This window comes from Methanobrevibacter ruminantium (assembly GCF_016294135.1).
Taxonomy (GTDB): Archaea; Methanobacteriota; Methanobacteria; order Methanobacteriales; family Methanobacteriaceae; genus Methanobrevibacter; species Methanobrevibacter ruminantium_A.
Map to the genome: position 1 here is coordinate 1 of NZ_JAEDCO010000024.1, position 26557 is coordinate 26557.

General features: G+C 33.1%; 18 protein-coding genes and 3 tRNA genes. 13 read left to right on the plus strand and 8 right to left on the minus strand.

Features of this window, described 5'->3' with window-relative positions:
* Positions 1 to 171 precede the first annotated feature (171 nt).
* Positions 172 to 1524, plus strand: a complete 1353-nt coding sequence (gene bioA, locus VW161_RS06390; protein WP_304102658.1) for an adenosylmethionine--8-amino-7-oxononanoate transaminase — start codon at positions 172 to 174, stop codon at positions 1522 to 1524.
* Positions 1525 to 1722: 198 nt separating this feature from the next.
* On the opposite strand, the gene leuS is transcribed toward bioA, so the two are convergent.
* Complete coding sequence (gene leuS, locus VW161_RS06395) at positions 1723 to 4596, minus strand: leucine--tRNA ligase (protein WP_325192799.1); 2874 nt, start codon at positions 4594 to 4596, stop codon at positions 1723 to 1725.
* A 336-nt stretch (positions 4597 to 4932) separates the two neighbouring features.
* Here leuS and VW161_RS06400 point away from each other — a divergent pair, with 336 nt between their 5' ends.
* Positions 4933 to 5940, plus strand: a complete 1008-nt coding sequence (locus VW161_RS06400) for an ArsA family ATPase (protein ID WP_325192800.1) — start codon at positions 4933 to 4935, stop codon at positions 5938 to 5940.
* Between the two features lie 101 nt (positions 5941 to 6041).
* On the opposite strand, the gene VW161_RS06405 is transcribed toward VW161_RS06400, so the two are convergent.
* Together VW161_RS06405 and VW161_RS06410 are read right to left on the minus strand one after the other, a co-directional pair.
* Entirely contained in the window at positions 6042 to 6524 is a 483-nt protein-coding gene (locus tag VW161_RS06405; RefSeq protein ID WP_325192801.1) for a DUF2115 family protein, read from the minus strand.
* On the minus strand, positions 6521 to 7081 hold the full coding sequence (locus VW161_RS06410) for a DNA-3-methyladenine glycosylase I (RefSeq protein ID WP_325192802.1): 561 nt from the start codon (positions 7079 to 7081) through the stop codon (positions 6521 to 6523). Before VW161_RS06410 ends, VW161_RS06405 begins: the two co-directional genes overlap by 4 nt.
* A 144-nt stretch (positions 7082 to 7225) precedes the next feature.
* On the opposite strand from VW161_RS06410, the gene VW161_RS06415 reads away from it, so the two are divergent.
* The gene (locus VW161_RS06415; RefSeq protein ID WP_325192803.1) at positions 7226 to 8416 is read left to right on the plus strand and encodes a TIGR00375 family protein; all 1191 of its coding nucleotides are present in this window, start codon (positions 7226 to 7228) and stop codon (positions 8414 to 8416) included.
* Between the two features lie 54 nt (positions 8417 to 8470).
* On the opposite strand, the gene VW161_RS06420 is transcribed toward VW161_RS06415, so the two are convergent.
* The 4 genes from VW161_RS06420 to VW161_RS06435 form a co-directional block, all read right to left on the minus strand.
* Positions 8471 to 8545: transfer RNA gene (locus tag VW161_RS06420), tRNA-Arg, on the minus strand.
* An 83-nt stretch (positions 8546 to 8628) separates the two neighbouring features.
* Positions 8629 to 8702 (minus strand) — tRNA-Arg (locus VW161_RS06425).
* A 265-nt stretch (positions 8703 to 8967) separates the two neighbouring features.
* Positions 8968 to 9492, minus strand: coding sequence for a hypothetical protein (locus VW161_RS06430; RefSeq protein ID WP_304093340.1), 525 nt, complete (start codon positions 9490 to 9492; stop codon positions 8968 to 8970).
* Positions 9493 to 9754: 262 nt separating this feature from the next.
* Positions 9755 to 10279, minus strand: a complete 525-nt coding sequence (locus tag VW161_RS06435; RefSeq protein WP_304087264.1) for an endoglucanase — start codon at positions 10277 to 10279, stop codon at positions 9755 to 9757.
* Between the two features lie 668 nt (positions 10280 to 10947).
* On the opposite strand from VW161_RS06435, the gene frhA reads away from it, so the two are divergent.
* From frhA to VW161_RS06465, 6 genes are all read left to right on the plus strand, one after another.
* A complete protein-coding gene (gene frhA, locus VW161_RS06440; RefSeq protein WP_304087266.1) occupies positions 10948 to 12165 on the plus strand; it encodes a coenzyme F420 hydrogenase subunit alpha in 1218 nt (405 codons plus the stop codon).
* A 29-nt stretch (positions 12166 to 12194) separates the two neighbouring features.
* A complete protein-coding gene (gene frhD, locus VW161_RS06445) occupies positions 12195 to 12668 on the plus strand; it encodes a coenzyme F420-reducing hydrogenase, FrhD protein (protein WP_304087268.1) in 474 nt (157 codons plus the stop codon).
* A gap of 12 nt (positions 12669 to 12680) precedes the next feature.
* Entirely contained in the window at positions 12681 to 13625 is a 945-nt protein-coding gene (gene frhG / locus VW161_RS06450; protein ID WP_304087269.1) for a coenzyme F420 hydrogenase subunit gamma, read from the plus strand.
* A gap of 11 nt (positions 13626 to 13636) precedes the next feature.
* Entirely contained in the window at positions 13637 to 14482 is an 846-nt protein-coding gene (gene frhB / locus VW161_RS06455) for a coenzyme F420 hydrogenase subunit beta (RefSeq protein ID WP_304087271.1), read from the plus strand.
* Between the two features lie 296 nt (positions 14483 to 14778).
* On the plus strand, positions 14779 to 18903 hold the full coding sequence (locus VW161_RS06460) for a right-handed parallel beta-helix repeat-containing protein (protein WP_304105819.1): 4125 nt from the start codon (positions 14779 to 14781) through the stop codon (positions 18901 to 18903).
* 286 nt (positions 18904 to 19189) lie between these two features.
* Positions 19190 to 22342, plus strand: a complete 3153-nt coding sequence (locus VW161_RS06465) for an Ig-like domain-containing protein (RefSeq protein WP_325192804.1) — start codon at positions 19190 to 19192, stop codon at positions 22340 to 22342.
* Between the two features lie 213 nt (positions 22343 to 22555).
* On the opposite strand, the gene map is transcribed toward VW161_RS06465, so the two are convergent.
* Positions 22556 to 23485, minus strand: a complete 930-nt coding sequence (map, locus tag VW161_RS06470) for a type II methionyl aminopeptidase (RefSeq protein ID WP_304089317.1) — start codon at positions 23483 to 23485, stop codon at positions 22556 to 22558.
* Positions 23486 to 23783: 298 nt separating this feature from the next.
* Here map and VW161_RS06475 point away from each other — a divergent pair, with 298 nt between their 5' ends.
* The 4 genes from VW161_RS06475 to VW161_RS06490 form a co-directional block, all read left to right on the plus strand.
* Entirely contained in the window at positions 23784 to 24185 is a 402-nt protein-coding gene (locus VW161_RS06475; RefSeq protein WP_304089319.1) for a hypothetical protein, read from the plus strand.
* An 80-nt stretch (positions 24186 to 24265) separates the two neighbouring features.
* Positions 24266 to 24784, plus strand: a complete 519-nt coding sequence (locus VW161_RS06480) for a hypothetical protein (protein WP_304089321.1) — start codon at positions 24266 to 24268, stop codon at positions 24782 to 24784.
* A gap of 160 nt (positions 24785 to 24944) precedes the next feature.
* A tRNA-Met gene (locus tag VW161_RS06485) sits at positions 24945 to 25019 on the plus strand.
* A gap of 336 nt (positions 25020 to 25355) precedes the next feature.
* The coding region (locus VW161_RS06490) for a NosD domain-containing protein (protein WP_442919868.1) at positions 25356 to 26557 on the plus strand (1202 nt) is incomplete at its 3' end.

Sequence of the window (26557 nt, forward strand, 5' to 3'; positions counted from 1 at the left end):
TTTTTTTAATTTTCTTTTCATGAGAAAATTATTTTGTATATTGTATATTTTCTATTCAAGATAAAAAAATTAAAAATTTATTTAATATAAAGTCTAATCTTATAATAGAGTTTAGAATTAAATTTTAAAAACTATTTTTAGAAAAATTATTATCAAATATAAGGTTTTAATATGAATGAAAGTGAAAAATGTGCAAAAAAGGATTTGGCTCATATTTGGCATCCTGCTTCTCAGATGAAAGACTACGAAGATTTTCCGCCAATAATAATTGACCATGGAAAAGGTGTTAAGCTATATGATGTAGATGGCAAGGAGTATATAGACATTATCAGCTCCTGGTGGTGCAATTTGCTTGGACACTGCAATGATGAGGTTAGTGATACTCTCAAAAGTCAAGTGGATAAGTTGGATCATGTTCTTTTTGCTAACTTTTCACACAAAACAATTATTGAATTGTCAGAGCGTTTAATCAAGGTAATGCCAGAGGGACTTAACAAGTTCAGTTTTGTTGACAATGGTTCAGCATCCATAGAATGTGCTCTCAAAATGGCTTTTCAATATTGTGCACAGAATGGAAAGGATCATAAGAAACGTTTCATGTGCTTTACTGATGCTTATCATGGAGAAACTTTAGGTGCATTGTCTGTTGGTGCATTGGATGAATATTCTAAGGTATTTGAGCCAATCATGATAGATACAATCAAGGTTCAGGCACCGGATTGTTACAGATGTCCATACAATAAGCATAGGGATAGTTGTGATTGTGAATGTTTTGAGAATGCGGAGAAGGTGTTTGCAGAGTTTGGTCATGAAACCTGTGCTATGATAATCGAGCCATTGATTCAAGGCAGTGCAGGAATGAAGATTTATCCTCCATTATATCTTAAAAAACTTAGGGAACTTTGTGACTTGTATGATGTGCTCTTGATTGCAGATGAGATAGCTACCGGTTTTGGAAGAACAGGCAAGATGTTTGCAGTGGACCATGCAGGAATAAGTCCAGATATAATGTGCATTTCCAAAGGGCTTACAAACGGTTATATGGCAATGGCAGTTTGTGTAAGTACCGATGAAATTTATAATGGATTTTACGGAGATTATTCTGATAATGTTGCTTTCATGCATAGTCACACTTATGCTGGAAATCCACTTGCTGCAAGTGTTGCCAATGCTACATTAAAGATTATAGAAAGAGACAATATTCTTGAAGAGGCTAATGAAAAGGCAATTTGGCTTAACAATCGTTTCCATGAAATATTTGATGGTCATCCGAATGTAGGTGAAATCAGACAGATGGGACTCATCAATGCAATCGAACTCGTTGAGGACAAGAAGTCTAAAAAAGGATTTGATTCATCAGAAAGGATAGGCTATAAAATCTATAGGGAAGCATTGAAACAAGGATTGATGCTTAGGCCTTTAGGTAATGTAATGTACTTCAATCCGCCTTTGGTAATTACAAAAGAAGAGCTCGATGAATCTTTAAGAATCTGTAAAGAAGCTATTGATTCTGTATTGTTGTAAAAACAGTAAAAAAAGATTGATAGCGTATATAATTTATTATTTTTTTTTAAAAAAGAAAAGAAGAATAGCTATTTAAAATAGCTATTAATTACTTATTTTTATTAATTTATTTTTTATCTATTTTTAACTATTTGTCATGTTTTAACAGCACTCAAAAAGTTTTGGTCAAGGTTTTGACCGAAGGTCAAAAGCTTGGAGCTATTCCATGAAAATAGCGGGTTTATAAGGCATTGCATTTCTTGCCTTGTTTTGTGGGTCGTAGCTGTCATCAGTATGAATGATTACTTCTGATTCAACTTCAGTTTCAATGAAGTCTTTTGCGTCATTTAAGATGGTTGCTTCATCAATCTTACCGATGTATCTTGTTTTGGTCATTTCTTTTGATATTTTCTTAGCAACATTAGCTATTTCCTTTTTGTTATCATAGATGTTTTGACCAATTGCTCTACCCATTATTTGGCCGATGTCAGGTTTACCGACTTCATCAGCTATTTTATATAATTCCCATTTCCAATCCGGAGCTAAGTAAAGGTGTATTTTTTCCGGATTGGTGTCCACAATGTTTTTGATTTCATTGATATCTTTAACAATGTTTTGGACAAGGGATTCGGATCTTTCAATCTCTTCGCTGATGAGCGCTTCATCATATTCAGGCCATTTAGCAAAGGAAACGAATCCTTCACCACCGAATTTACTCCAAAGCTCTTCAGAGGTGTGTGGAGTAAATGGAGCAAGTAATCTGATCCAATTGCTTAATACAGTAGACAATACATATATTACAGCGGGGTCTTGCTTGTCTACAAGGTCTTTGACTCTGTACATGTAGTGGTCTAAGTCTTTTTTAAGCAAGAACAATGCATGTTGCAATGCTTGTCTGGTTTGGAAAACTTCAAGCGCTTCTGTTGCAGCTTTGATATGTACATTCAATTGGCTAATCATCCATTTGTCAATGCTGCGTTCGAGAGCTACTTCCTCAATATTGGAAAGGTCTAATTTTTCACCTTTAATGTCTTCCACTTTTTGTGCAAATTCTCTAAACCATTCGAGTCTTCTTTGGGTTCCTCTAACTTCTTTTTCTCTCCAATCGAAGTCTTGCCATGGTTCAGCTGATGCCATGAGGAAGAGTCTTACTACATCTGCACTGTATTCCTCAATTGCATCTGCAAGGAGAATTACATTACCTTTTGAGGAGGACATCTTGTTTCCTTCAAGAAGTCCCATACCGAATACAACAGTTCCTTTTGGCCATTTCTCTTCAGGATAAATTGCTGCATGTGTAAACATCAAGAAACTTAAGTGGTTACCAACAAGGTCTTTTGCAGATAATCTCCAATCCAATGGGTACCAGTAATTGAATTCAGCTTGAATTTCATCGATGATTTCAGGTGCAACAGTGATTTCATCACTGTCAACTCCTAAGAAGACCTTTTCAAAGAACGCTTCATTCAAGTCTTCAGGATTCATGTCCTTAAGGTATTTAGCTATTGAATAGTAGGACATATACATAGTGGAGTCTGATAAAGGCTCGATTAACCATTGGTCATCCCATGGAACTCTGGTTCCAAGACCTACTCTTCTGGAACATGCCCAATCATCTAGCCAGTTAAGGTAGTATTCAAAGTTGGAGCGGATTTCTCCAGGAATGATTGTTTCTTGAGCAAGTAACTTTTGGGTCTTTTCAGTCCATTCCTCATCACCATATCTGATGAACCATTGGTCATCCATAATCTTGACAACACATTTGTTACCGCATCTGCAGATTACAGGTCTTTCTGCAAAGTCGTACATGATGTCTGCACTGCCTTCCTCAATCATGTCGGCCTTGATTTCATCCCTGATATATGCAACTCTTTTTCCTGCATATTTTTCAATATGGTCGCTTATGTATCCTTTGCTGTGCTCTGCCTTGTACAATTCATCAGTTGCATCTTGCACTTTAGGATCGTTTTGGTTTTCGATTCCCATTCTTTCAACTACTTCCACAGCTGGGAATTCCCCATATCCTTTTACGGTTACAACATTGATAGGATTTGCTTTAGCAACCTCATCAGCTATATCAAACTCTTTGATCAAGTCTTCATTTTCTTTCAAGTCTCTAAGTGCGATATAGTCTGCAGGTGCGTGAGCAGGTACGGAGAATACTGTTCCTGAACCGTATTCAGGGTCTACAAAGCTTGCAGGGAAGATTGGTAATGGTTCACCATTAAGTGGGTTTTTAACATATTTTCCGATTAATGGTTTAGGGTCAATGTCTCCAATGATCTCTAAGTCCTGCTGATTGGAAAGGTTAAGGAAAGCTTCATTACTTATGATCCATTTTTCCCCTTCGCATGCTCCGGATTTCACTTCAACTTCAATGTAGTGAACTTCTGGGTTTAACCATACGTTGGTTGCAGCGAAGATGGTTTCAGGTCTGAAAGTTGCAGGTACGATGTATTGCCCAGGTTCAACTTCAAACTTAATTAATGTCAATTCGTTTACTCCTACACCTTCCCCTTCAAGCAAGTCGTGGTCCCCTACAGGGTTCTCATCGTGAGGACAGTATTTTACAGGGTGTTCCCCTTGCTTTATTAAACCTAAGGACTTAAGCTTTTTAGCTTGCCATGTAATGAATTTCTGATAAGTTGGATCGATAGTTCTGAATTCCCTTCTCCAGTCGATGGAATATCCCATATCATCCATTACGGTATGGTATTCGTTACTGAAATATTTTACAATGTTAATTGGGTCTTCCAATTTTGGAATGGTGTCATGAGGAACCTTGTGAACTCTTTCGTATAAGTCAAGGGTCCATGGGTCTTTCCTTTTGATTCTGTCTGCAATACCTATAACAGGTGCACCGGTTACGTGCCATGCCATAGGGAATAATACATTGTAGCCTTCCATCCTTTTGAATCTTGCAAATACATCAGGTACGGTATATGTTCTACCGTGACCGATATGCATAGCCCCACTTGGGTATGGATAAGCCACTGTTATGAATAATTTTTCCTTTTCATTAGGGTCTGATTGAAATAGCTTTTTCTCTCTCCAGATTTTTTGCCATTTCTTTTCAATTTCGTTATTAGTCACTAAATCACCATTTTTATTTTGATAATTTGATAATCATAAATTATAATTTAAAAATTATATTCAAATTAATAAGCATATAAATTAATTAAATAATTAATAAATCATATTAATTTATATTTATTATTTTTATTAAATATAAAATTTTCATTAAATATCCATTAAATATTCATTAAATTATTGAAATTAATTAAAAAATTAGTTTTTTGTTTTGTGTAATCCTTTTTATTTTAAGGGAATTTTTTTAAAAAAGATAAACTTTATATGTAAGAAGAATAAAATAACTTATTGTTACTAAAACTTTTTAGATAATTTAACTAAATCCTATGGAGGGATTATATGGCATTTAAAGATTTATTTAAATTCAAGCAAGGAGAAACCACATTCATTTTTGTAGGTGGAAAAGGTGGAGTTGGAAAAACTTCAATCTCTTCAGCTACTGCATTGTGGTTAGCAAATCAAGGAAAGAAAACATTAATTGTATCAACCGATCCTGCTCATTCATTATCCGATTCACTTGAGGTAAGCATTGGACATTACCCTGTTAAAATCAATGAAAACCTCTATGCAGTTGAAATCGACCCAGACAAAGCTATGGAAGAAAAGCAAAGAGCTTTGGAAAGTCAAAAGTCTGTAGCAAGCCCTGACCAATTGATGGGCCTTGACTTTTTAGGTGAGCAAATGGATTTGGCTTCCGCTTCTCCAGGTGCTGATGAGGCAGCTGCATTTGAAGTGTTCTTGTCTGTGATGACTTCCAATGAGTATGATGTTGTAGTATTTGACACTGCGCCAACAGGCCACACATTGAGATTGCTTTCATTCCCTGAAATCATGGACTCTTGGGTGGGGAAATTAATGAAAGCCAAAGCAAAATTAGGTAGTGCAGCAAATGCATTGAAGAATATCATTCCATTTATGGATGCAGCAGATGACTTGCAGTCCAGCAAGGAATTGGAAGAGACTAAAAAGCAAATCGATGAAGCTAAGGCAGTATTATCTGACCCTGATAGAACCACATTTAAGATGGTCGTAATTCCAGAGGAAATGTCCATTTATGAATCAGAAAGAGCTATTGAAGCATTGAATAAATATGACATTACAACTGACAGCATCATTGTAAATCAAGTCATGCCGGACATTTCAGATTGTGACTTCTGTCATTCAAGATACATGTTGCAGCAAAAACGTCTCGCACTCATTGATCAAAAGTTCTCAGATCAAGTCGTTGCAGAAGTTCCTTTATTCAAGGATGAGGTTAAAGGTCAAGAAAAATTATTGAAATTAGCTGAAATCCTATATGAAGGAAAGGACAATGATGAAGTCCAACCGAATGTAATCCAATTATAGTCGGCTTTTTGAGCCTGCGGCTCAAAAACATTGACCAAAACTTTTTCACTAGTTGGAGTATCCTCTCTTTCTAGTTTCTTTTTTTATATTTTTTTATTTTATTAACTTGGTTTGCAAACACAGTATTGGCAAGTGTAATAATCTTTAGCAATCTTTGATTGCTCTTCTTTTATGTCGCAATAGTATACTGTTTCACCATCTTTTTCTTCACCAAATACTGTTTTTCCATTGTGCATATCTATTCCAATTGGATGTAATGGCCTTTTTGCGATCAAACTTAAGTAAATGCAAGTATAGGTTATGAATCTTTTAAATTCTTCTTCACTTTCAGGAGAGTATCCTTCAAAGAATCTGCCCAATTCATCTTTAATGTCATTTACCAATTTTTCATCGATTTCTATATTGCTCTCATCATTCTCATCAATATTCAATTCCATAATCTCATTATAGTTTTGAATATGGAAATTGGCATGTAGTCTGGATGTCTGATCAGTGTTTTCATCCCTTGCTCTTTCCTCAAATGGGGCAATATCAAAATCCTTAATGTTTTCCTTTATTTCTTCCAATAAGTCTCGTGTTTTCATTTCAATTCCTCGTATCTAAAGCATTCATGAATATGATTATTTATTACTCCAATTGACTCCAAGTAGGAGTATATTATTGTGGTTCCAACAAATTTCATTCCCCTTTTCTTCAAGTCCTTAGCTATTTCATCTGAGAGAGGAGAGTTGGTCAAATAGTTTTCTTCAGTATCAATCAATATTTCATTGCCTGTAAAGTGCCAGATGTATTCCGAGAAAGAGCCATATTCCTTTTGTATCTCAATAAAGATCTTTGCATTGTTGATTGCAGCAGTTATCTTTCCCTTATGTCTGATTATCCCTGCATTGTTTCTTAGCTCTTCTATCTTCTTCGCATCGTATGAGGCTACCTTTTCAACATCAAAATTGTCAAAGGCCTCCTTGAAGTTTTCACGTTTCTTCAATATTGTAATCCATGCAAGTCCTGCCTGAAATGATTCAAGAACAAGCATTTCAAAGAGTTCCCTGTCATCGTAAGTTGGAACTCCCCATTCCTCATCATGATACTTCCCATATATTTCTTCTACATCTTCAGCCCACGGGCAACGTTTTTCACTCATACCTCAATCACTTTTAAATTTCTAAGATAAGTTATAGAGTAAATTTATGAATTTCTTTTACTTTATTAAATATTTGTTTCCAAATATTTATTATTTTATTCTTGTTAAAAATTATTTATATTAAAAAATCAAAATCATAATTATATGTTGGTTAATGCAGATTTACATACTCACAGTTGCTTCTCAGCAGCTACTTCAAAGGATATGGTTATTAACAATATAGCTCCAAAATCCCGTGAAAAGGGATTGGACCTAGTTGGAACTGGAGATGCTTTTCATCCTAAATGGCTTGATATTGTGGCTGAAAGCACAGAATATGATGGAGATGGGATTTACTCCCATAATGATTGTGATTTCATATTGACAACTGAGGTTGAAGCTCAACACAAGATCCACCATGTAATCATTTTGCCGAATATTGAAGTTGCTCGTGAGCTTTCAGAAAAGCTGGTCTCTCCAAACAAGTATATCGATGGAAGGCCAAGAAGCCCTTTAAGCGGCGCTGAACTCTTTGAGCTCGTGAAAGAGTATGATTGCATGATCGGTCCAGCTCATTCATTCACTCCCTGGACAGGAATGTATAAGACTTATGACAGCATTTATGACTGTTATGAAAAGGCACCTGATTTCGTTGAATTAGGGTTGTCTGCAGATACAGATATGGCTGATACTGTAAAGGAACTCGCTGATTTTGTATTCTTGACCAATTCTGATGCCCATTCACCATGGCCTCACAGATTAGGAAGGGAATTCAATCAAATAGGGATGGAAGACATTTCATATACATCACTTCAAAAGGCGCTGAAGCACAAGACCGTTAAGGCAAATTATGGCCTTCTTCCCAATTTGGGAAAGTATCATATGACTGCATGCACAAAATGCTATAAGATCATAGACCCTGAAATTGCCAAATCCAATGGAATGAAATGTTCCTGTGGAGGCAGAATCAAGAAGGGAGTGGACTTTAGAATAAGTGAAATCGCAGATTACAAAGAGCCTCATCATCCAAGCCATAGGCCTCCTTATGTTCATCTGATGCCTCTTGCTGAAATAATCAGCATGATCTATGATAAGGGGATTACAACCAAAACCGTTCAAGGGGTTTGGCAGAAATTGATTGATGCATATGGTCCTGAAATTGATGTTTTAATAAACACTCCTTTAGAGGATATTTCAAAAATGGACGATAAGGTAGCTCTTGGAATAGAAGGATTCAGGAATAAGACATTAAATGTTGTTCCTGGTGGCGGAGGCAAATATGGTGAAATATCTTTCAATGAGGACTTTAAGAAACAGGGAAAGGCTGAAAAAATAGTAACTTTAGATTATTTTTAAATGCTCTTTTTAAAACAAGATGGTAAAATTAGTAGCTTCGATTGTTTTTAAAAGCAGGCTTGGCGGGATTTGAACCCGCGGTCTTTAGATTAGGAGTCTAACGCCTTATCCAAACTGGGCTACAAGCCTATATCATTTCTTAAACTGCTTAAGATATCTTAAGTAGTCTTCTTTTGTAATTATAATAAAAAATAGTAAAAATAGTAATAGAGCGGACCCGCCGGGATTTGAACCCGGGACCTTCGGATTAGAAGTCCGACGCCCTGTCCAGCTAGGCTACGGGCCCTATATACAACATTTAATAATATGTTTATTATGATATATAAAACTATCGTAAAGAATAGTCTTTTTTTAAATTAAAAATTCTAATAAGTTTAAATTGATTAAACTGTATTATTAATAAAAATAATTTATGAAAACAAATTGAATAAATGAAATAAAAAAAGAAAATAAAAACTAAAAAATAAATTAATTGGTAATTCAATTTTTTAGCATTTATTCTTGTTTGTTCAATACTGTTTAATTTTTGTTAAGCTTAATTTTTTAATCACTTATTGGCTGTTGGTCTCATTATCTGAACCATCGCTTGAGTCAGTGTTGTTACCTTTTTCAGGTACAACTTCATCACTCCAAGCACCTTCTAAAACAGTTCCAGTACCAGATCCAACAAGCACATAACCAGTACGACCTTTAGCATCTTTTAAAAGGCAAGTGTAATAACCATGAGAATTGTATTTAACACTGTAACACCAGGAACCTTCCCATCCTTGAGCTTCAGCAATCTTTTTAGCTTTTTCAGGGCTTACATTATGTTTGCCAGAAGAACTTGAGCTTGAGCTGCTGCTTGAAGAGCTGCTGGTTACACTGCTTGAACCGGTATTGTCACCAGTTCCAGTTCCGTTTCCATCAAGGCCAGTAGAATTATTTCCTATTCCTGTATTTCCTTGGTCATCAGGTGTAAAACCTGAAAGGTCATTGAATACACTATTGCTATCATTTGTTAATCCATATGCAGTTACTCCCGCAGCGATACACAATACGATAACAACAGAAATAATAATGCTTGAATTGTCCATATTTCCACCTCTTTTAGAATATCTTAAAAAAGATTTGCAATATTTTTTATAAATTTCTATGAATGTAATATTTGTTAAATCACTTCATCAATTATTTTTAAATTGATAATGTAGTATATTTTAGTATCAATATATTATAAATTTATTCATTTTCATTGATTTCACTTAAAAAAGGTTTATAATACTAAGTTCTTTAAAAAAAAGCAATTGAAAAGTTAAAAGGTAAGGAATAAACATAAAGATTATTCCTCAAAATAAAAGTTTATACTTTTCCTAAGTTTTCACCAGAGTAACTGATTGCAATTGCATCTACAACAGTTCCGTTTGCATCTGAAATATAGCAGATGTATTGAGTTCCGTCATCCTTAACGTTGCTTACATATGCTCCTGCTTCTCCGATAAAACTGGAAGCAACTGATTTAGCTTGGGCAGCACTTATTTTGCTTTGGCCTTGCCCTCCGGAGCCTCCAGAATTGCCTCCAGATCCTGAACCTGAGCCGGATCCAGATCCTGAGCCAGAGTTGCTGCCTCCGTTAGAATGTGTTCCTCCACTGCTTCCACTGGAACCTGAACTTCCTCCGTTGGAAACATCTGACCCAGTTCCATCACCGGAATTATCTCCAAACAAATTGCCAATTCTATTATCTTGAGAACTTGAACTGTCTGGGGAGAATCCAGTCAAATCATTGAATACTGCATTATCTCCTTCGCTTATTCCATATGCAGTTACTCCTGCTGCGATACATAATACAATAATTACGGATATGATTATATTTGAATTGTCCATTCTTTCACCTCCTTCAATTAGAAGAATATTTTTATAAATTTGAATTAATTGGTTTTTTAAATTGAATTTAAAAAAAATTAAACAATTGTATATTATTATTGTATATTATCTTAAATATATCTTTCCTAAAAAATTTTTCTATTTTATCATATTTTTTAAAGGTCTATCATTGAATTTTTCATAAGATTATTCATTGATTTTTTTTAAAAATTTCTATAAAAATCCCTATAAAAATCTCTATTAAAATCTCTATTAAAAAATCTATTAAAAATTTAATTTTTTGCATGATTTTTTAAATGATAAATCTTGTTTTTTCATGCAAAATTTCTAATTCATTTTTTCTTAAAAAGTAATACATTTTATAAGAAAATTCATAAAAAACTAAAAAAATTTATCATCATGTATTTGTCATGATTAATCATTTTTATTTTTTAGCTTAACCTAATTAATTGATTTTATATCGTGCCTATGGACTTATTTTTTTGACTTTTCAAGAATTTTTAACGAATTTTTGATTTTTTGTCTAAATTTAGGTGAACCTAATAAATAAAACTATTTAAGTGTTTCTTTTTGATTTTAAAAGTTTAATTTATATTACTTTAGTATTATATATTAATAATGTTAGTTTCTAACTTTTAAAATTTTAAATAAAATAAGAGGTGACACATTTGAGCGATAAAATAGTTATATCCCCAACATCTCGTCAAGAAGGTCATGCGGAATTAGTCATGGAAATTGACGATGAAGGGATCGTTACCAAAGGTAGATACTTCAGTATCACACCTGTCAGAGGCTTAGAGAAAATGGTTACAGGTAAAGCACCTGAGACTGCACCAGTTCTTTGTCAAAGAATCTGTGGGGTATGCCCAATTCCTCACACAATGGCATCCGTTGAAGCAATGGATGACTCTTTAGGCATTGAAATTCCAAAAGCAGCAGCATTGTTAAGAGAATTAACAATCTCCGCTTCCAACTTAAACAGTCACGCAATTCACCATTTCTTAGTTGCACCTGACTTCGTGCCTGAAGATCTTTTCAAGACTGCAGTAGACAGTGTTGGAACAATTAGGAAAAACGCACAATATGTTGTAGATATGGTAGCTGGTGAAGGTATCCACCCATCTGACGTAAGAATCGGTGGTATGGCAAGAAACTTATCTGAACTTGCACGTAAAAAATTATACACCAGACTCAAAGCATTAGTACCAGTAGTAGACAACCACGTTGAATTGATGACTAACTTAATCCTTGAAAAGGACATTCCTGAAGGATTAGGTGCTATTACTGCTCCTGTATTTGCAAGTGATGTTATTTACGGTAAAAGAGAATTCTTCGATCTTGACAGATTCACTGAAATTGTACCAGAATTATGGTATGATGACCCAGAAATCGGTAAAAGAGCATGTACTACTGTACCATTATACGATGGTTTAAATGTAGAAACTGGTCCTAGAGCAAGATTAGATAAATTCCAAGGCTACAAAGAAAAAGGTGTTGTAGCTCAACACTTAGCTAGAGCTCGTGAAATGAAAACTTACCTTTCCAGAGCTATTGCTATCTTAGATGAATTAGACACTGCTGCTAATACCCTCGCAGATTTCGACCCAAGAGGAACCAACAAATTAGGTATCGGTGTAGTAGAAGCTCCTAGAGGAACTGATATTCACATGGCACAAGTAAAAGACGGAAAAACCGCTTTCTACAGTGCATTAGTACCAACTACTTGGAACATCCCAACTATGGGTCCTGCAACTGAAGGATTCCATCACGAATGGGGACCTCACGTAATCAGAGCTTACGACCCATGTTTATCTTGTGCAACTCACGTAATGGTAGTTGATGACGAAGATGGATCAGTTGTTAAAAACGAAATGGTGAGAATTTAATTTTATAGATTTTAATAGAGAGGAATATCATGCCTTATGATGCAGGAAGATTAGTTGTTGGATGTGGAAACGTATTGTTTAAAGATGACGGTTTCGGTCCAATGGTTATTCATGCTTTAGAAGATTATTTTAAAGAAAATGATATTAAAATGCCGCAAGACACTCAGTTCATTGATGCAGGAACCGGGGCGACTCATTTCATTTTTTCCATGCCTGATGATAATTGGAAAAAAGTTATTGTAGTTGACGTGGTTGAATGGAATGCGGAACCAGGAACCCTTAAGATTTTTTCACCTTATGACATGCCTAAAGGCAAATATGAGAACGCTCATACTTGGCCTGTAGAAGAACCACTTCACGATCTAGTGGATATGGGCATTGAGGTAGTCATTGTAGGATGTAAACCGGCAGAAATCACTGCACCAGATGTTGATATGGGCTTAACAGAGCCAGTGGAGGCGGCTATTCCAAAAGCTATTGAAATGATATTAAATGAACTTTAAAGGGGTTTAGCAATGCTTGATGGATTAAAAAATAAATTAAGAAAATTTTTAGGCCTTGAAGCTAAACCGGACGCAGAAGATGATGAAGCAAAAGCTAAATTAAAACAAGAAATTAAAAGTGAAGTAGAAGCTCAATCAAAGCCTGCTGAAGAGGCAAAGAAAGCAGCTGATGCTGCAGCTGAAGAAGAGGCTAAAAAACAAGCAGAATCATCTGAGCAAATAAGTAAAGAATCTTCAACACAGGAGGTTGAAAAAGTGGCTGACAAACCAAAAATAGGATATATTCACATGAGTGGTTGTACTGGAGACGGTATGTCATTAACTGAAAACTATGACATTCTCTCAACCTTACTCACTGATATGGTGGACATTGTTTACGGAACAACTTTAGTAGATTTATGGGAAATGCCTGAAATGGATTTAGCATTAGTCGAAGGGTCTGTCTGTTTACAAGATGAACACAGTGTAAAAGAACTTATGGAAGTAAGAGAAAAATCAGGATTAGTTTGCGCATTTGGATCTTGTGCTATGACTGGTTGTTTCACCCGTTACGCACGTGGTGGACAATTAGCTCAACCAAAACATGAATCATTTGTACCAATTTCTGACTTAATTAAAGTAGATTGTGCTATTCCAGGATGCCCAGCATCCCCTGAAATTATTGCAAAAGTAGTTGTTGCATTAATTAACGGTGACATGGATTACTTACAACCTATGTTAGACATGGCAGCATGCAACTTAGCATGTGGTTGTGACTTACAAACCAATGTTGTAAGCAAAGCATTATGTTGTGGTTGTGGAACTTGTGTATTAGCATGTCCAACCAGAGCTCTTGAAATGGTAGAAGGTAGACCATCCCACAATAAGAACAGATGTATTAAATGTGGTGCATGTACTACTCACTGTCCAAGAACCTGGTTCCCTGCTGAACAAATTAAAAAAGACTTAGGATTATAGGAGGAAGTAAAATGGCATTCGGTACATATAAAGAAGTAGTATCTGCAAGAGCTACTGACAAAGCAATCCAAAAAGTCGCACAAGATGGTGGAATCGTAAGCGCATTATTATGCTACGCTTTAGAAGAAAACATCATTGAAGGAGCTATTGTTGCTGGAGATACTGAAGACGCATGGAAACCTGAACCAACTATTGCAATGACTCCAGAAGAAATCATTGCAGCAGCAGGTACCAAATACACCTTCTCTCCAAACGCAATCAGACTCAAAGAAGCTGTAAGGCAATACGGTCTTGAAAAAATCGGAACTGTAGGAACCCCTTGTCAAATTATGGGACTCAGAAAAATGCAATCCTACCCATTTGCTACCAGATTTGTAGCAGATAAACTCGCATTAATCATCGGTATTTTCTGTATGGAAAACTTCCCAAGAGATTCCTTAAAAACCTTCGTAGAAGGTAAAATGAGCTCTTCCTTAGACAATGTTAACAAAATGGACATTGGTAAAGGAAAATTCTGGATTACCGATCCTGAAAAAGAATCTGGACTTGCATTAAAAGAAACCCATGGATACGAACAAGCTGGATGTAACATCTGTCTCGACTATGTTGCAGAATTAGCTGATGTATCAACCGGTTCTGTAGGTTCCCCAGATGGCTGGTCCACTGTATTCACCAGAACTGACAACGGAGCAGACATCTTTACCGCAGCTGTTGAAGCTGGTGTAATCGAAACCAAACCAATGGATGATGTAAAACCTGGTTTAGGATTACTCGAAAAATTAGCTAACGGTAAGAAAGACAAAGGTCAAAAAGAAATCGAAAGAAGAGTCAACATGGGACTTCCAAGTCCTTTCTAAACTCTTCCAGACTTTTAGAAAAAGTTTGATCAAAATTATCTCAATTTTGATACAAATTTTTTCTTTTTTCTTTTTACTTTTTTTTTACGAATTTTTTATTTGTTCGTATTATTTTTAACTATTTTTATTATCTATTTATTAACTATTTTTTACTATCTTTCATATTTTCTATTTTTATAATCAACATTTTCCAATCTAATCAAATAATTAATATATAATAAAATAAAAATCTTAAACATAATAATAAATTTTATTTGTTAAAAATTAAATTAATATTTAGATTATTTGGTGAAATTATGAAAAGATTAAGTAAGTTTTGTATATTATCAATTATTCTAATAATTTTAAGCATTTCTGCTGTAAGTGCTTCAGAGGTTGATAATGATAATATCCAATCTTCTATTGATGATATTGGCATTCAGGAAATGCCTATTGAAGAGGTCTCTTCAAATGAAGAAATATCAGATCAATCAGAAGGTTCTAATTTTTACCAAGCATCTAATGAAAATGAAGAGGATAATCTGGCTGTTCTTGATGCGATAAATAATGACAACTCTCAAAATAATGTCTTATCTGCAGGATCTATTGGAAATGTACATAAGGTTACTCCTTCCAATTATTCAAAATATTTCAAAAATGGTTTTGTGGATACAACTATTGTCAAGTCTGGAGACATTATGGATTTATCCGGAAATTTCAATAAGGTGAATTTCACATTTACAATTCCTTGTTCAATAACAAGCAGTTCAAGTAATGCTTATCTTAATAATTGTGTAGTCCAATATTTGGACGTTAACTCTTCAATGTACTCAAATGTTTCCAATTTAAGGTTTACTGTCGATATTGAAAAGCATCCATCTGTTTATGTCGTTCGTTCAAGCCATATAAACATTTTTAACTGTAATTCCTATTCAACAGGAGCAAACAGTAATCCAACCCTTTTGGTAGGCTCCACCTATTGCAACATACATGACAATATCTTCGAAACAACATTCACTGGATATATGAATATGTCATGGAAACGTGCAGGAATCTTGCTTGGAGAGTCTCACTACAACAACATTTATAACAATGATGTTACTATAAAGGATTCAAATGGAATATATCTAACAACTTATGGTTGGGAAAAATCCAATTACAATAACATCTATAACAATACAATCAGATCTTCTGCAATCAGCGAAGAGACTGGCCTTCCTAACCCTTCAGCATGGGCTTATGGTGTCCATATCATGGGAGATTACAATAAGGCAATAAACAATACAATCTACCTGATGTATAGGGGAGTTGATTCAGAAGGAAGCTTTAATGAAATCATTGGCAATAACATTTATAATCTTGCAGGAAGTTATTATGAAGGAAACAATGGTACTGATGGTGGAGAGTATGGAATCCATGCATCATATGACAACACTATCATAAACAATACCATTCATGACAGCAAGATAACTGGATCTGCAATTTATGTTACTGTAAATTGTACTGCAATTGGTAATGTAATTGAGAATATAACTGGAGAGCATGCTTTTGAGTTTTCAATTTCAGCTTCAAATACTTTAGTTCATGATAATTTCATCAATATGGCTTCAGGAAATGGAATGTACATTAGAGGGAATATGACTAATGTAACAGTTTCTAATAATGCAATTCACACTCCAGACGGGACTGCTATTTTAATTAAAATGCTGTCAAAAACTAAAATTCCAGACCATATCTATTTAGTGAATAATCAAATTTTTGATTTTAAAAATGCAGCAATTAACTTTGCAGAAATTGAATCTAAGTCAAATATATCTGCATTTAACAATTCAATAGTAATAACTAATGACACATTCTTCGTTCCTTTTGACAATCAAGGTGTCTTGAAAAATCTTAAAGGCATCGATTATATTTTATTTAAAGGAACTTTTGATAATTTGGCAGTTGATTCAATTACAATAGGTCAAAGCATATCCATTTTAGGCGAAGATGCTCAAATAATGGATATTCCTTTCGTTATAGGTTCTTCAAACCTTAAAATTGAAAATATTTCCGTAATCATTGAAAAAGATATCAATGGATTCATTTTTGATAATGTTGAAAACATTAGTTTTATAAATAACAGAATTACTGTCGATTCTCTAAATTATGCATTAGTATTGAATAATTCAAAGATTAACATGGTGGATAATTTCATTATTATCAATGAATATAATCCTGCCATTTTAAATGATAATGGAAGTTATATTTTATATGGTGAAAATATCATTAGAACATTAGCAGATATGGATATAGAGTCACTAAATGATTCAATCTTAAAAATCACTGTTTATATAGTAAGTGATGAAAATTACAATTCAATTTTCAATTCCGCAGGAACTTTCCATGATGATTTTGACATAGCTATTGGAGACACTTTAAAGATTGGAAATTTAACAAATAAAACCATTAGGATTGATATTCCATTAATCATTTCATCATATAAGGATTCTGTAATAACTAATTCCACTATAATTCTTGAAGATATGGCAACAAACACCAATATATCTGATTTAAGGTTTAAATTGGAGAATAATTGTCTTAAAAAAGACTTTTCATTTATTATAATCAAAGATGGAGTAAGCAATTTAATCATAGAAAATAATCGTTTTGATGTTTCCGATATTTCAGGGGATGCAAGTTTATCCTCCATTAAGATTATAGGTGCAGATGAAAGCGCTGGAAATATAAGATTATTGAGTAATGTTTTTAATCTAAATGCTGATTTAAATTCCATTTCAGCTATTTCTGCCCTTAATGAAGGATTAAACAATTATGAAGACATTACAGATGCTTTAACTGTTTTGAATAATAATATTTCCATAACAAATAATCGTGAAGATGGGCTAATTTATGGAATCAATCTAGTAAATAGCAAAAATCCAAAAATCAATTCCAATGATATTGCTGTAAGTGGAGACACTGCATTTGGACTTTATTTTAATAAAGTGTCAAATTCCAATATTGCAGACAATACAATATATGAAAACAATGCTTTAGTAATCATTAGTCATTCCAACAATCCTACAAAGGATATCCAAAATGCAATTGACAGTGCAAAAGAAGGAGAAATCATTTATTTAGGTAATGGTCTTTATTCAATCAAAGATTCCATAATTGTAAATAAGTCAATTGGCATAGTTGGTGGAATATTGTTGGATAATATTGATTCCAGTTCCAATCAATTGGTATCAAGTGATAATCCTTTATTTGTCATATCCGGCAAAAATACAGTTGATTTGATTAACATGACTGTAATATTGGACAATAATGACTTATTCATTCTATCATTAATGAAAAATTCCACAAATCCAACAGCCCTTGATATTCCAATTGCCAATATCATAAACAACACTTTCCTAAAAAACAATGATGATGTTGAAGAATCTTCTATTTATCTTGTAAAAGCCATTGCAGAAAGGCCATTATTTGAGTCTTTAAATAATATTAATCTTGAAAATAATAATCTAATTGAAAATATGAATCAGGTCAGATATTACCTATCCAATGATTCCTCCAATGAGATCAATTTCAATAATGGATTAAAAACTTTTATTCTACCTGTCAATTTGATTTGCAATGCTTTAGATAAGGATATTTATGGAAACAGGTTAGGGTATTTTGAAGTGGAATTAATGGATGAAAATGCAAATAGATTGTCCAATAAATTCATTTACATTTCTTACAATAATGCGATTTATAACTTAACCACAGATTCAAATGGAAAGGTTAAACTTCCAGTCAATATAAATAGTTATGGAATTTTCAATCTTTTAGTCAGTTTCTTAGGTGATAATGATTATAGTGCATCATTTGCACCAGGAAAAGTAACTGTCAACAAGCAAAAGGCAAGCTTAAGCGCTCTAAACAAGTCTTACTATGTTAATGTCAATAAGTATTTGACAGCAACATTTAAGGATATCAATGGAAAACTGATTAAAAATAGAAAGATCAGTTTCATCATAAGCGGCAAAACTTATACTGCTTACACAAATTCAAAGGGAGTTGCTAAGGTTAAAGTAAATGTCAAAGTGGCTAAAACTTATACAGTGACAGTTAAGTTTGCAGGAGATAATGTTTACAGTCCTATCAGTAAAAGCCTCAAACTTTATGTAAAGAAGGTCTCTACAAAATTGATTGTTAAAAACAAATCTTATAAGAAGTCTAAAAAGATTAAAAAATTAACTGCCACATTGAAGACAAAAAGTGGTAAGGCAATTGTCAAAAAGAAATTGACTTTCGTTGTAAACGGCAAGAAATACACAGCAAAAACAAATAAGAAAGGTGTCGCAACTGTGAAAGTTAAGGTATCCAAGAAGAAAACTTATAAATTCACAGTTAAGTTTGCTGGAGACGGCACTTATTTAAAGACCACTAAAAAGGCTAAACTTAAAATAAAATAGTTTTATTAGATTATTTCTTTTTTAAATTTTCTTTGTTCTTCTTTTTAATTTCTTTATTTTCTTATTATTTTATCTTTATAATTTTTAAACTAATATCTATTTTTAATTTTTTTTAATTTTTATTTCAAATATATTTTATATTTTATAAATTATAATAGAAAACCTTTTTAATAATTATATAGATATATATTAATAATCAAAATTTATCAAGTATTTTGATTATTTTGTAAAAGAATTTTTAGAAAATTATTATATGTATTACGAATTTATGAAGAGGTTTTATATTATGAAGCTTAGTAAATTCACAGTCGTTTTAGCTATTTTATTGGTTTCAATATTAGCTATTGGGGCTGTAAGTGCAGAGTCTGTAGACGATGCTGGAATTGTCGCTGTCACAGATGGTGACATTCAGGAATCTGTCGACGTTACAGACTCTGCCGATGATTTAAGTACTGCAGATACTGCAGATGAGATTGTAAATGATGATGGCGGTGCTGTTATCGGTGAAGGTACAAATAGTTATGATCTTGACGATGAAACTTATTCTAAATATTTCAATGATGATGGTACTGCTACTGATTTATTAAACCCTGAAGGAAATTATGCTTTAAAGTTAGGTAATTTAACTAATAAGGTTATTAAAATCCTAATAGGTTCTAATATTAATGTCACCGGTGTTGAAGGTGATTCTTTAACTAATTCCACAATAATCATTGGTGATGGTGCAGGTAGTGTAAGTGGAGTAATCGTTAAAGATTTAGTAATTGTAAACATCAATAAAGATGGAATTGTTGTAAATGATGAATCTAAAGACATAACTGTTGATAACAATAACTTGAATTTAACTTATGATAGTATTTATTCAGGTTCTCCAATGGCTATTGTAATATATGGACATTCTGAAGACATAGCAGTAACTAATAATGTAATAAATATGGAAACTGCAGCTACATATAATTATGGTATTGATGTATCCATATATGGTCCAGGTTATGTTCCAGGCAGTGCTAATGCTAAAAATTTAGTCATATCTGACAATACTGTTAATATGCATACAACTTCTGCTACCGGTATGGGTGAAGCTATCTATTTAGATACCCTAACTAATTCAATAGTAGAAAATAATAATATTTATGTTAAAACTGAGAACGATGCTGCAAATTATGGTATTGCTCTTGCTGATTCAAGTAATTGGTTAGGAGATGGAGTCACTGCTCCATATAATGTAACCATTAGAAAAAATACAGTATATTTAGATTCTAATGATATGGCTAATGGTATTAGTGTAATAAGTGCAAAAGCATTCGAAGGTTCAAGAAACTTTGTTATTGCAGATAATGATGTAACAGTTAATTCTGCAAAAGGAGCTCATGGTATTGCAACCTACACTCCTGATGTTGAAATTAGTGGTAACACTGTAACTGTCTTCGCTAATCCTGATGTTGAAAATAATGCTTATTGTAGTAATTATTTAGGTAATCATAGTGCTGCAATTTTTATAAACAATGTTGATCCTAATTCAAATAACATTGTAAAAGACAATGAAATCTACACTACTGTTGATAAAATTAATTACACTAATGTAGAAGATGAACAATTAAAGCCAGTTATTGAAGATAATACCGAACAATCAAGTTACATAATTGATGATAATACTTATTCCACTTACTTCAATGATGATGGAACCATTAAAGATGATGCTCCTATAAGTGCCGGAGATGCTCTTTTATTAGGTGATTTAACCAATAAAAATTTCGTTATTGACACTGGATTAACTATTAAGGGAATCCCTGGTAAAAAATTAGTAAACAGTAAAATCAAACTTGTTGCAGGTGCTGATGGTACTGTAATTGATGGTTTAACAATTGAATATCCTGAACTTAAAGATGGTGCTATTACTCTTGAAGAAGTCAATAATGTAGAAATAACTAATAATAAAATTATTGTTCCAAGTACTACTCAAACTGTATATGGTATTGCTATTAATTCTGGAACTAACGGATGTAATAACATTTCTATAAACAACAACCATATCAATATCACAGGTAGTAAATATGTTTATGGTATAGACATTTGGCAGGAGTATAGCCTTGAAAATAAACACAACAATATCATGATCTTTGAAAACGAATTTTTCGTTACCGGTACTGGCGGAAAAATGACTGAAGGTATTTTCGTATCCAATTGTAATGATGTAATAATTGATGGAAACGATATTACTGCTACTTGTGATGGCCCTGCTTATGGTATTGGTACCAACTATTTATTTAATGCAGCAATTGCAAATAACCACATTACTGTTGGTTCAGATAATATGGCTTATGGTATTACTGCAACTACTTCAGGTAGTGATTTAATAATTCGTGCAAACGAGATTGATGTTGTAGGTGTTGGTGCAGTAGGTGTTGGTATTAATAATCAAACTGGAGCAATTATTGAAGATAACACTATCTCCATTGATGGTGGAAATTACACTACAATAACTGTTTCAGATAGTTTAGGAACTGCAAATGCAGGTATTTTAGTTGGAGAAGGAAATACTGATGTAAAAACCTCAGGTAATGATGTCTCTGAAAAAACTCCACTTAGATCAGACACTGCTATTGAAGCAAATAATATCACTGTCACCGCAGCTTCTAGTGGAAACGGTAGTTATGAAATTACTTTAAGAACTGCTGGTGGAATGCCATTAGCAAATCAAGTTGTAAAAGTAGTATTCAACAATCAAATGTATGAATTAACCACTGATGCTAAAGGTGTTGCTTTATTACCATTTGCTCTCAATAAAGGTGGAACCTACAATGTAGAAGTTTTCTACTTAGGTGATGATGACTACAGAGGATCAGATGCTAGTGCAAAAATTACCATTAATAAGATTGCAACTAAAACCACTGCATCCGCAAAAACTTACCTTGCTACTGCAAAAACCAAATCTTTCACTGCAACCTTGAAAGATGCAAAAGGCAATATCCTTGCTAACAAGAAAGTTACTTTTACTGTAAACGGTAAAACTTACACTGCAAATACCAACGCTAAAGGTGTTGCAACTGTTAAATTAGCTTTAACTGCTGCAAAAACCTATACTGTAACCATTAAGTTTGCAGGGGACAGTGTTTACGCTGCATCAACTGTTTCAGCTAAAGTAAAACTTAACAAGGAGAAAACCAAAATAACTGCTCCTACTAAGACTTTCAAACGTACTGCAAAAACCAAAAAAGTTGTAATTACTCTTAAGAACTCTAAAGGTAAAGCTATCGCTAAGAAGAAAATTACCTTAACTGTTAATAAGAAAAAATACACTGTAAAAACTAACTCAAAAGGTAAAGCAACCTTCAAAGTTAAATTAACTAAAAAAGGAACCTTTAAGTACACAGTTAAATTTGCAGGTGACACTCAATACAAAGCAGTTAAAAAGACTGGTAAAATTAAAATAAAATAAGTTTGTTTATTTATCTAGTGTTTGAGCTTATGCTCAAATCCTAGATCTTTTTTTTATTTTTTTAAAATCATTTGTTGATTCTATTTTTGTCTAATTTTTAAAATTGATAACTATTTTTAAAAAGAGATTATTTTAAATATTATTTATTATACTATTTTTATAAATGAAAAAAGACATTAAAATTTAATAAAAAAATAATTAAAAAAAAGAAATTTAAAGTGTGGTAATATTGCAACCATCACTTTCAACAATCAAAGTATGCTCTTTTTGTGATACCCATGCACCTGTTCTTTCCTTAAGTGCAGCATATGGATATATTGCCATAGCATCCCCTAATTGCTTAAGGCCTGAGTTCACTCTATGTTCATTGAAGTTTTCTGTAAGCCAGCGTCCACTAAATGGCAAGTAACGATAATTCTTTTCAATATATTGAAGCATCCTTTGAGTATTTTTCATCCTAAATGGTTTTGACTGTAAAAATGAAAAGATATATGCCATAGGGCAGTCATTTACGATACCTTCGCCATTTGTTGCAAAAGGTTCGATTGCTACAGCTTGTCCCTCTTCAAGAATTGTTGGATCATTATTGTCATAGTTCGGCACTGAAATTCCTGCATGCAAGTTCCAGTGTTCAAGGCTATGGCCTGTAAGGTTTCTTACAGGATTAAGATTATATTCTCCAATCGCTTCTTCAACTGCTCTTCCAACATCACAGACCTTTACTCCTGCCCTTACAGTGCTGATTGCAGCTTCAAGTCCTGCTGCTGAGGCATCAATGATTCTTTGGTTGAGCTCTAATGTTTCCTCGTCAAAGAGTTCTTCGAGATTGTCTCCTGGAACCATAATTGTCACAGCGGAATCTGCAATATAACCATTGACTTCAGCTCCAAGGTCGAGCTTTACCAAATCTCCTGTAACCATTTTGTTGGTGTCTCCTGCAGGTGAGGTGTAATGTGCAGTGATTTCGTTTATTGAAACGTTGCAAGGAAATGCAATCCCTGCACCAGACTTGAGTATTTCACTTTCCACGAATTCCACAAGTTCAAGAATCGGCAGACCGTTTTGAATCATTTTTGAAGCATCTGATCTTACTTTTGATACGATTTTTCCAGCTTCTTCATAAGATTTAATTTCATCAACCATATTATCACTTTGGTTTTAAGTATATTTTTTATTTAAATTTTTTAAATTTTTTTTAATTATATTTTTTAATATTTTTTTTAATAATATTTTTTAATTTTTAGCATTAGTTAATCATAATAAATATTTATCGTATATTAAATTTTTAAACATTTATATAAAAATTTTTATATACTCTTAATTATATAATATACTTATTCTTATTTAAATATCTTTAATTTATATTTGAATAATTTTTATTGTTAATCGGGTTTAATGATTTTTTAAAATATGATTTATTATGATTTATGGAGGAAAAAATATGGCTGCTGAACTTATTCCAGATCAAATCTTTATGCTTATTTTAGTAATTATATTGGCTGTTGTTGTAATCATTGTTGTAAGCCAATGGAAAAAGGTAAGTCAATCCAATAATACTTTAAAATTAATGGAAAAAGAAATTGAGCTTAAGAAAATAGCTATGGTTGAAAAGGATTTAGAAAACAAACGTATTATGGAAAATCCAATTCAATTGCCTGAAGAACAACAAGCACAACTCACACAAATCAGGGATTCCACTGCTGAAGTCATGAGCAATGTGGGATACTTGCACAGTGAGATCAATGAACGTTTAGCTCGTCTTGAAGCTCAAACCGAACTTAAAAAATTAGAAAAAATGCTTAAGGAAATTGAAGAGAAAGAGAAAAAACTTAATAAAAAATAGAAATTCCGTTTCTATCATTTTATTAGTTTAATTGTTTAAGTTTTTTAGATAATGAATAATTCTTATAATGAGGTTTTATTATGGATATCATTGAATTATTAGCTGTCATTATATTAGTCGCTGCTATAGTGTTTTTAGTCTACTATTACATTAAAACAGCAAATGATGGAAATATTGACATTAAGGAAATTCTTAAATTTTCACCTAAGGAGAATAATGTTAGCAATCTTGTTGACGAAGATATTCAAGAGAAGAAATCCATGGGTGATAAGATTAAATATACCTTTAAGGACATTGATAAATCCTATGCTAACACTACAGATGCATTTTCAAAAAGATTGGATTCCTTCTTGGATGAAAGAAGTGAGGAATTGATTGAAAGCTGGTCTTTAGTAACCACTGATGATTTATCCTCCTTAGAAGAAAGGTATACAACTGCTTGTGACAGCATTGAAGCTTTAGAGAAAAGATTCAGTGAGTTCACCAATGCAACCGATGCTAAAATCGAAGATCTTGATAAACGTCTCAAAGCTTTAGAAGAGGCAGAAAAAGATTTAGAGGAAGCAGAAGAAGTTGCAGTTGGAGCTGGAAAAGAATAAATTTTATTCTTTTTTTACTTTTTTTTATTTTAAAGACTAATTATTCTATATTTATTGCTATTTATGATAGGGGGGCTCTTTCCCTTTCTTATGCAAATATTTATATATGATGGTGTCTAATATTATAATGTTAAAGGAACTTATCCTTTTGTATTCGTTTAGCAGGGTGGGGTAGTCTGGTGATCCCGCGGGGCTCATAACCCCGAGAGCCCTAGTTCAAATCTAGGCCCTGCTATTTTTTATTGAACACTTATATAACAGTGTTATATAATGCTATTTTTTTAATATTATCAAAAACGATTGCTTTGCTTTCCAATCTTTCATTTCCACTTTTGAACTGCTTTTTTGTTTTTATATTTTCATTACTAAATGGGATATATTTATAAATATTAACAATAATAAATTAATAATGTATTAAATATATTTTCAAATATATTTTATATTTTATAAAGAAACTTTAATTGAAAAATATTTATGAAAGATTGACTCTAACTTAGTTTAAAAACTTTTATCTAGGTTTTAGTCATATGAAAATAGTTGTTGAAAAAAAGAAAATTGCTGGAGGTGTTTGATGAGAAGTAAAAGAATAATCGGTTTTAGTTTACTGTTCGTTATGGTTTTTCTTTTAATCGGATTAAACACTGCTTGCGCATCAAATATCGATGATTTGGATTATAATTTATCAGATGGCTTGGAATCCAGTCCACTTTCCAATGTCCCGGAACTTGATAATCTTGGGGCTTTAGAAACTTCTGAATCTAATTCCCTTTCTGATGCAATTGATGATGATATCATATCCAATGCAGATAATTCCAACGAAGAAAGATCAAATGAAAATCCACAGTCTGGATCTAATCTTGGAGATGGTGAAAAAACAGTCCACACCATAACCGAAGCAAATTATTCAAGTTATTTTGATTCTGATGGTAATTTAATCAATTCATTAGTGAAAGTTAATGACACTATTAATTTGTCCGGTAATTTTTCTAATAAGAAATTTATAATAAATATTCCTTTGACAATTACAAGTACAGAAAACAATGCAAGATTGAAGAATTCTCCAATATACTACTATAATGTATCAAATGAGAATTTTGCATATGATGCAATCGTTTCCAACTTGAAAATTGAATCAGACCTTCCAGACATATCTGCAGTTTGGGTAATTGGATCTAAAAACATAAGGATTTTCAATAATGATATTTTCACTACAGGACATAACGGCTATCCTATTTCCCTTGATGGCTTCACCTATAACTGTATTGTAGAAAATAACATTATCAAGACAGTTGTTCCTGTAAACACAGCAATAGGCTCATCAGAAGTCAATCATGATGAAGAGAATTCTGGAGACAACAGCAGTTGGCAGCATTCTGGTATTAGCTTAAGGGATGCACATGGGAATTCAATTGTTAACAATGACATCACAGTTGAAAATTCCTATGGGGTATACCTTTGTTATGGTACTTCCACATCAAGCAACAACATCATAGCAAACAATACCATTAGGGCAACTTCTGAAACTCCTTCATTCTGGTCTTACGGTGTTTATATAACTGGAAACTATAACCACATAGAGAACAATACCATTATACGCATGTACCGTGGAATCCATTCCAGCTATGCTCATAACTATATCATAGGAAACCGGATTTATGACATAAATGGTCTTGATGAGAATAACGGTATCGGTGGAGACTATGGTATTTATGGTGGTAATGACACCTTGATTGCAAATAACTCTATTTACAATGCAGATGTGATTGGTGCAGG